This is a genomic window from Pseudomonas sp. PS01300, from assembly GCF_029960155.1.
Classification (GTDB): Bacteria; Pseudomonadota; Gammaproteobacteria; order Pseudomonadales; family Pseudomonadaceae; genus Aquipseudomonas; species Aquipseudomonas palmensis.
In genome coordinates this window covers 69,433-77,599 of the sequence record NZ_JASCPN010000019.1, presented here as the reverse complement: position 1 = coordinate 77,599, position 8,167 = coordinate 69,433, and the positions used below count along the sequence as shown (strand labels likewise).

General features: G+C 62.0%; 7 protein-coding genes and 1 pseudogene. 6 read left to right on the top strand and 2 right to left on the bottom strand.

The window, feature by feature from the left end:
- Nucleotides 1-90, bottom strand: a 90-nt coding sequence (locus tag QMX96_RS12325) for a transposase (protein ID WP_282361856.1), incomplete at its 3' end; no start/stop codon positions are given.
- Between the two features lie 64 nt (nucleotides 91-154).
- On the opposite strand from QMX96_RS12325, the pseudogene QMX96_RS12320 reads away from it, so the two are divergent.
- Together QMX96_RS12320 and QMX96_RS12315 are read left to right on the top strand one after the other, a co-directional pair.
- Nucleotides 155-439 (top strand): annotated as a pseudogene (locus QMX96_RS12320) (hypothetical protein); the annotation flags it as partial.
- Nucleotides 440-799: 360 nt separating this feature from the next.
- A complete protein-coding gene (locus QMX96_RS12315) occupies nucleotides 800-1,837 on the top strand; it encodes an ABC transporter substrate-binding protein (protein WP_043863846.1) in 1,038 nt (345 codons plus the stop codon).
- Between the two features lie 63 nt (nucleotides 1,838-1,900).
- On the opposite strand, the gene QMX96_RS12310 is transcribed toward QMX96_RS12315, so the two are convergent.
- Entirely contained in the window at nucleotides 1,901-2,515 is a 615-nt protein-coding gene (locus QMX96_RS12310; protein ID WP_054916367.1) for an XRE family transcriptional regulator, read from the bottom strand.
- Between the two features lie 181 nt (nucleotides 2,516-2,696).
- On the opposite strand from QMX96_RS12310, the gene QMX96_RS12305 reads away from it, so the two are divergent.
- From QMX96_RS12305 to QMX96_RS12290, 4 genes are all read left to right on the top strand, one after another.
- Nucleotides 2,697-3,833, top strand: a complete 1,137-nt coding sequence (locus tag QMX96_RS12305) for an FAD-dependent oxidoreductase (RefSeq protein ID WP_078481353.1) — start codon at nucleotides 2,697-2,699, stop codon at nucleotides 3,831-3,833.
- Nucleotides 3,834-3,861: 28 nt separating this feature from the next.
- Nucleotides 3,862-4,242 (top strand): RidA family protein, encoded by a 381-nt coding sequence (locus tag QMX96_RS12300; RefSeq protein ID WP_058540570.1) that lies wholly within the window; start codon nucleotides 3,862-3,864, stop codon nucleotides 4,240-4,242.
- 96 nt (nucleotides 4,243-4,338) lie between these two features.
- The gene (locus tag QMX96_RS12295) at nucleotides 4,339-5,394 is read left to right on the top strand and encodes a membrane protein (protein WP_043863850.1); all 1,056 of its coding nucleotides are present in this window, start codon (nucleotides 4,339-4,341) and stop codon (nucleotides 5,392-5,394) included.
- Between the two features lie 454 nt (nucleotides 5,395-5,848).
- Nucleotides 5,849-8,140 carry an autotransporter domain-containing protein gene (locus QMX96_RS12290; protein WP_282361855.1) on the top strand — a complete coding sequence of 764 codons (2,292 nt, stop codon included), beginning with the start codon at nucleotides 5,849-5,851 and terminating at the stop codon, nucleotides 8,138-8,140.
- Nucleotides 8,141-8,167: the final 27 nt, after the last annotated feature.

The following is an 8,167-nucleotide window of genomic DNA, read 5'->3' as shown; positions in this document are numbered from 1 at the left end:
TGCTTCGATGTGGCTGTAGCCTTGGTCGAGCACCAGGCTGGCAGCTTCGCGTTTGAACTCGGGCGTAAAGGTACGACGTTGCTTGGTCATCAGACACCTCTCTATGGCGAGCATTCTCGCCTAAATGCGTGTCCGGAATCATTAGACCACTACAGCCGCACTTGGCCTCCTGCCTGGCGGGGGTTCCTTTTATGGGCGCTCCTACGGGTTTGGCGTGGTCAACCTTTTGCTCTGGCCCATCTCGATCTTATGGGACCCTGTCAGCGGGTATGACGCTGCAGAATCGATCAACTATCAAGCCTCTAAAGCGCACGTGTCCAACTTGAAAAGAAGCGAGATGGACAATCTCGACTCCAGGCTGGCCACGGATGAAATCGACCTGAAGCAGTACACGCTTGAAAGACGCAAGGTTGATGAGAAGTACGCACACAGCCTCTGACACGATCCCAGAAAGCCCGCCAAGCGCGGGCTTTTTCATGCCTGTATGACATCGCATGGCAAAAATCGTCAGCACATCCGGGAGTGACAATTGAACCCCCTCATCCATTCATAGTTTAGTAAACCCCAATCCAAGAATCGAAAAAGTCAGCTTTTACCCTCCTTACCCCCATGAAACCTTAGGGCACCACAAAACCACCTTAGGAGAACACTGCGCTGCGTGGCGAGCCTTGCTGTTGGCTGTGCGGTTTGCCCTGCAGCGCATGGAACGAGAACCGGATGTCTCTCGGCTGGGAGGACCGATTGATCCCGGTGTCTCGAGTGATGTGCAATCACCCTTGAACAGTAGGAGATAACAATAATGATCAAAGCTCTGAAATTCGCAGCACTCGCAACGGGGATAGTCACTGCCAGTCACGGCCTCGCGGCCGACCTCACCATCGTCTCCTTCGGTGGCGCCAACAAGGAGGCCCAGGTAAAGGCCTTCTACAAGCCCTGGCAACAAGCCCGGGGCAGCAAGATCATTTCCGGCGAGTACAACGGCGAAATGGCCAAGGTCAAGGCCATGGTCGATACCCGCAGCGTGTCCTGGGATGCCGTGGAGGTGGAGTCCGCCGAGCTCGCCCGGGGCTGTGAAGAGGGCATGTTCGAGACGCTGGACCCAGCTCAGATCGGCCTCGATACCAAGCATTTCGTTCCCGGGGCCATCCAGCCCTGCGGCATAGGGTTCCTGGTGTACTCGACGGTGCTGGCCTACAACACCAGCAAGCTGAAGCAAGCCCCCACCGGCTGGAAGGATTTCTGGGATGTGGAGAAATTCCCGGGCAAGCGCGGCCTGCGCAAGCTGGCCAAATCGACTCTGGAGTTCGCCCTGATCGCCGACGGGGTAGCGCACGCTGACGTCTACACGTTGCTGGCCACCAAGGCAGGCCAGGACCGCGCCTTCGCCAAGCTGGATGAGATCAAGCCGCATATCCAGTGGTGGGAAGCCGGCGCCCAGCCACCTCAGTATCTCGCCGCGGGGGATGTGGTGATGAGCTCGGTGTACAACGGCCGCCTCTCGGCCAAGCAGAAGAAAAAGTACGACCTGGACATCGTCTGGTCCGGCGGCCTCTACGAGTTCGATTCCTGGGCTATCCCGCGGGGCGCTTCACGCCAGGAGAAAACCCGCGAGTTCATTGCCTTCACGCTCGACCCCGCGCAACAGAAAAGCTTCGCCGAACATATCGACTACGGCGCCGCCAACCTGCAGGCCATGCAACTGCTCGACAAGGACCGCATCGCCGAACTGCCCACCGCGCCAGCGAACCTTTCCCAGCAGGTGCCGGTAGACCCCCTGTTCTGGGCCGACCATGGCGAACAACTGGAGCAACGCTTCAACGCCTGGGCGTCGCGCTAACCCCCTGAACGGCCAGCCATGGGGCACTCACCCCATGGCTTTCGGAATCTGCCGAGCACAAGGTCAGACCTCCGTCATTACCACCATCACCTCGGCGTCACTCCCCGCCTCGCCTTCAGCCAGGTAGATGTGCCCGATCGCGCTGTTGAAATACACCGTCTCCCGGCAACCAACGCTGACGGATTCACCCGTTTCGAACTGAATGCGCACACGGCCCGAAAGCACCACGGCAAACTCCTGCCCGGGGTGGCGAATGTAGTCTTCGAACTGGCTCATCTCACGCGCGCAGATACGGGCATACATCGGCGTCATGTTGCGCCCGGGAAAATCCCCCGCCATCGGGTGGTACTCGTAGTTGCCCGTGCTGTAACCCGCCGCCGTATCGATGGCCGTGCTCACCACCGTGGGCTGTACCGCCCCCACGCTCACCTTGGCCGGGCTGAACAGCTGGGCGATGTCCACACCCAATGCCCGCGCTGCCGCCGCCAGCTTCTCGTAACTCACCGATACCTGCGCCAGCTCCATCTTCGACAGGGTCGACAACGCCACGCCTGAACGCTCGGACAATTGCTTGAGCGTGAGTTTCTGGTTCTTGCGTATGACACGAAGACGGGCACCCACCTGGGCGCGATCTATCAAGGGGTGGGCCGGGGAACGCGAGACTGGATCGGAGCTCATGCAAACTTCTCTGCCATACGGAAACAATGCCTTGGGCCAAGCCGGGCAAGGGCCAAAAATAATACCTCAAGGTAATAGGTTGACTGGAAAATTCTCATATCTTACATTTCTCGTATCTGAGAATTACAAGAACAGCGGCGAAGACATTGCTTCTCCCACTCGGAACAGGAGGCACCTCGGTATGCACGACAGCGAATGTTTCGATTTCGCCATCATTGGCGGCGGTATTGCGGGGGCCTCCCTGGCCTATCGCCTGGCTGGGCAAGCCAGGGTCGTGGTGCTCGAGCGCGAGAGCCAGCCGGGCTATCACGCCACCGGTCGTTCCGCAGCCATGTTCATGGAAAGTTACGGAACACCGCAGATCCAGGCCTTGACCCGCGCCAGCCGCACTTTCTATGAGCAACCGCCCGCTGATTTCACCGAGCATGCGCTGCTGGAGCCTCGCGGTTGCCTGTATGTCGCAGGCCAGGGGCAACAGCCTCTGCTGGAACAGACCTTCGCTGCCGGTGCAGCACAGGCTGGCAATGTGTCGTTGATCGATACCGAGCATGCGCTCGCGTTGGTGCCGTGCCTGAACCCGGAGGCAATGGTTGGCGCGATGCTCGAAACCGATGCCCGCGATCTGGACGTGCATGCGCTGCACCAGGGCTTCTTGCGCGCCGCGCGCCGTGCCGGTGGTGTGCTGCAATGCGATGCGCAACTGAGCGTCGCCAGTCGCGAAGGCGGCCACTGGCACCTGACCCTGGCCGACGGTCGCCAGCTGCGCGCGCGCACGCTGGTGAATGCCGCAGGCGCCTGGGCTGATGAGGTTGCGCAGCAGTGCGGCGTGAAGCCCATCGGCTTGCAGCCCTGCCGACGCACAGCCTTTACCTTCGACGGCCCCCAGGGCATGGATTTCTCGCGCTGGCCCACGGTGATCGGCATCGACGAAAGCTTCTACTTCAAGCCCGATGCCGGCCAGTTGCTGGGCTCCCCGGCCAACGCCGACCCCGTGCCGCCCCATGACGTGATGCCCGAAGAGCTGGACATCGCCACCGGCATCTACCACATCGAGGCCGCCACCTCCCTGACCATCCGCCGTCCGCGTCACAGTTGGGCCGGCCTGCGCTCGTTCGTCGCCGATGGCGACCTGGTGGTCGGCTGGGACAATCACCGCGAAGGCTTCTTCTGGCTCGCGGCACAGGGCGGCTATGGCATCCAGTCTGCGGCCGGCGTGTCGCAACTGGCCTGCGCACAGTTGCTCGATCAGCCGCTGCCCCAAACACTGCTTCATCAAGGTGTCGAGCCACAGCGCCTGGCACCTGCCCGCTTGCGTTAATCATTCATCACCCACGAGGTTCAATGCCATGTCCGAACAACTGCAGCGTTACCCCAGCCATCTGCCCTACCCGTTCTCCAAGGCCATCCGTGTCGGCGATTTCCTGTTTCTCTCGGGGCAGGTACCAATGGACCCACAGGGCAACGTGGTGCTCGGGGATATCCGCGAGCAAACCGAGGCGGTCATGAGCCGTATCGGCGAAACCCTGACCGAGTGCGGTGTGGGGTTCGATCAGGTGGTCAAGGCCACGGTCTGGCTGACCGACATGCAACATTTCGCCGGTTTCAACGAGGTGTACAAGCGCTACTTCGACAATGGTTTTCCGGTGCGCTCCACGGTCGGCGGCAGCCAGCTGGCACTGGGGGTCGACGTAGAGATCGAAGTCCAGGCCTGGGTCGGCGCCCGCTAGCACACCCTTGCCGCCTGCCACTGCGATGCCCCGGCATGGCCACGGAAAGTGGCCCGCCCCATAAGCCCTAACAACAATAATTCGAGGGAAATCGTCATGAAAGAGAGCCTGAAAATAGCCGGCGCGTTCGTCGGTGTGATTGTCGGCGCCGGGTTCGCTTCCGGTCGGGAACTGCTGCTGATGTTCGTCGATTTCGGCGTATGGGGATTGCTCGGGGCAGTGGTCAGCGCCTCACTGTTCATCTTTCTCGGCATGGCATTGGCAGGCATGGGCAGCCGCCTGCGGGCCAGCTCCCATAAAGACGTCGTGAACGCCCTGTGCGGACGCTACCTGGGCGCCTTCGTCGACCTGATGATCACCTTTTTCATGTTTGCGGTGACCGTGGTCATGCTGGCCGGTGGCGGTGCCCTGCTGGAGCAGCAGTTCGGCATCCCGGCCCTGTTCGGCAGCCTGGCGGTAACCGTGATCGTGGTCGCCATCGTGTGCCTGGATGTGCAGAAGGTGATTGGCATGATCGGCGCCGCCACCCCGCTGTTGATTCTCACGGCAGTAGCGGTGGCCCTGTATGGTGTGGCCACCCGAGGCCTGAGCTTCGGCGAGCTCGATCAGCTGGCCAGCCAGCAGGACGCCGGCGCCAGCCATTGGCTGCTGGGGGCGCTGTTGTACGTGTCCTACAACATCGTGGCCGGGGTGCCCTTTCTGTCGATCATGGGCGGCACCGCAAAGACCGAGAAGCACGCCATCTGGGGTGGCATCTTCGGCGGCGCGTTGCTGGGGGTGCTGATGCTGGTGATGAGCCTGGGGCTGTTGTCGCGCCTGGACAGCGTGGCCGACCTGCCCATGCCCATGTTGTCCATCGCCACCGAGATTTCACCGGTGCTTGGCCTGGTGATGGCCGTGGTCATTTTCCTGATGATCCTCAACACCGCCGTCGGCACCCTGTACTCCTTTTCGGCGCGATTGCTGCCAGCGGGCACCCGCACGTTCCGCATCGGCTCGGCGGCCGCCGGCGCCCTGGCGTTCGTTGGCAGCCTGGTCGGGTTCGTCAGCCTGGTGGGTCAGGTCTACCCGCTGTTCGGCTACCTGGGCTTCCTGCTGATTGGCGCGGTCGTGCTTGGCTGGCTACGCGTCGGCCGCCTGGCCCAGGCTTGAGCAATGCACAGTGACGCGCTGATCGGCGCGTCACAAATTGCATCGAACCTGCCCTCTCGAAATCCAATGCCAGGCCGATATGCTTGGCAACCGAACTAGCAGCCCGCACCAGCTGATCTCTGCCGCCAAAGTCGTTTACGGCCAGCAGCGCATCAACATCAGCTTCGCCTGATTGCGGTTGCAAGACGTCCTGGCTTTCGCCAGGACGACACCGGTCGACCCCACACGACCCATTAAATTCCCGCCAATCTGCCTGTTTTCCCTACAGATGCCGGCTGATTCACATTTTTTCCGTGAAAAGCAGCCTACCCGGCTTTTGCTGCTGAATTGTCCTACAACCATCCTGTACAGTACCCAGCGCTTGATTCAGCACTCACTGACAAGCTGGCAGGGATGGCCGATACAGACGCAGCATGCGCTGGTTGTCCCGTCCGACCCTGGAAGGGACACCCTCTTGAATACTGCATCGCTGCGCCGCTCACTGCTGGCGCTTTCCATTGCCGCTGCTACAGCCACGGCCAATGCCTCTCCCGCTATCGACTTGAATCACGACCTCAGCTCCGGTGCCTACAGCAATAACGGCGATACCTTCAGCAGCGCTACCTTCAGCGGCACATCGCAGAACGCCGGCGTCGAGCTGATCGATGTCACCGTGCTGGGCAACCTGACCAACAGCGGCGCGATCAACCTCAGCGCGGCGAGTGCCACCGATATTCCCTCGGCCATTTCCCTCACCCTCGATTCCAGCATCGGCGGCAACCTGGTCAACCAGGGCAGCATCAACGTGACCGGCGAAGGCGCCATGGGCCTGGACCTGTACCTGGCCAAGATTGCCGGTGATGTGATCAACAGCGGCAGCATTGCCGTGACGGGCCAGAACGCCAACGGCATGATGATCACCTCCACCCAGTCGAGCATCATCAACAGCGGCACCATCACCGCGCGTGGCGCCGACTCGGCCGGTATCGAAGTCGAGAATGCCGTCTTCAGCGGGTCCATCACCCCGCCCTACAAAAGCAACATCAACAACAGCGGCACCATTTCGGCAGATGGCATCGGCATCCATCTGGTCAACCTGAGCGGCAGCAATCTGTTTTCGATCACCCAGACCGCCGGCCTGCTCGAAGGCGGCACTGCGGCGATTCTGGCCGAAGACAGCAACGCGCAGTCGTACTTCTACTGGTCCGGCGGCCAGGTAAAAGGCGATCTGCTGGGGCTGAGTGGCGTGCTGGTCAAAGGCGACGTGGCTTTCGGCGGTTCGACCATCCGTGCCGGCTACGTGGACATCGACGGTGGCACCCTGACCCTGCTGGCGCCGCACACCACGCTGGACGGCGATCTCGACCTCGACAGCGACACCGCACGCCTGCGTCTGCTGCTGGACAACACGACCCTGCCCGATTCACCGATTCTCAAGGTGACCGGCAACACCTACTTCTCCGCAGGTAGCCAGATCGAGCTGCAAGCCCGCTCCGACGACTTCCGCACCCCGGCCCAGGGCACCCGCTACACCCTGCTGAACTCCGGCACCTGGGAAGAGGCGCAGAACCTGTCGGTGGTCTCGTCCTCGGCGCTGCTCGAAGTGAAAAACTTCGGCATCGAGGGCCAGGATGTGAAGGCGCTGGTCGCAACCCGCAGCGATGAAGCGATCGAGCAGAACCTGCTCGGCGCCCGTGCTTCGCGCAATGCGGTCAATGCCATACAACCGTTCAAGAACACCGTGATGGGCCAGCTCAGCGAAAGCGATCCGGTATTCCAGGCCTTCGCCAACGCCAGCAGCGATGCGCAACTGGCCAGTCTCGCCGAAACCCTGACCCCGGATGTCAGCCGCGGCGTGATCAATGCCGCCACCAGCAGCCAGACCCTGGTCGGCAACGCCGTCACCCGCCGCTCCAGCAATGCCCGCAACGGCCTGTCGTCCGGTGAAGGCCTGTCGGGCACTGGCGTATGGGTACAGGCACTGTCCAGCGATGCCGATCAGGATCGTCGCCACGGTATCGACGGTTACGATGCCAACACCAACGGCATCGCCGTGGGCGCCGACGGCAAGCTCGACCCCGATACCACCGTGGGCCTGGCGTACAGCTACCTGACCAGCGACGTCAAATCCGACCGGGGCAACAAGACCGATGTCAGCGGCCATGCCCTGACCTTGTACGGCAACTGGACCCTCGACAGCTACTTCGTCGACGCTTCGGTGATGTACGGCTGGAACGACAACGAGTCCAAACGCTACATCGCCGGCAGCCGCGCCAAGGCCGACTACGACAGCGAGATCTTCGGCGTCAACGCGCTGGCCGGCTACACCTTCCAGCTCGACCGCCAGGTAGTGCTCGAGCCGCAGATCGGTGCGCGCTACGCCAATGTCTCGATCGACTCGTACCGTGAAAAAGGCAGCTCGGCGGCGCTCAACGTCGGCAGCCAGCGTTACGAAATCGGCGAGATGGGCCTGGGCGCACGCCTGGCAGCCGCCTTCGACCTGGGCGTGGGCAGCCTGGAGCCGGAAGCCAAGCTGATGGCCTGGCATGACTTCATCGGCGACAAGGCCGGCACCACCTCCACCTTCGTGCTGGGTGGCACGCCATTCACCACCCGCGGCGCCACCCCGGCGCGCGACAGCTACGAGCTGGGCCTGGGCGCAACCTACCGCGTCGGTGCCTGGAGCCTGGGCGGGTCGTACAACTACCTGACCAGCAGCGGCTTCGATGCCGACACCTTTACCGCCAACGTGCGCTACGACTTCTGACCTCAACCGCCAGACACGACAAAGCCC

What these genes read in the sequence shown, in the direction of transcription:
- QMX96_RS12315 (WP_043863846.1), top strand. Translation starts at nt 800, where the DNA reads ATGATCAAAGCTCTGAAATTCGCAGCACTCGCAACGGGGATAGTCACT.
- QMX96_RS12310 (WP_054916367.1), bottom strand. Translation starts at nt 2,515, where the DNA reads ATGAGCTCCGATCCAGTCTCGCGTTCCCCGGCCCACCCCTTGATAGAT.
- QMX96_RS12305 (WP_078481353.1), top strand. Translation starts at nt 2,697, where the DNA reads ATGCACGACAGCGAATGTTTCGATTTCGCCATCATTGGCGGCGGTATT.
- QMX96_RS12300 (WP_058540570.1), top strand. Translation starts at nt 3,862, where the DNA reads ATGTCCGAACAACTGCAGCGTTACCCCAGCCATCTGCCCTACCCGTTC.
- QMX96_RS12295 (WP_043863850.1), top strand. Translation starts at nt 4,339, where the DNA reads ATGAAAGAGAGCCTGAAAATAGCCGGCGCGTTCGTCGGTGTGATTGTC.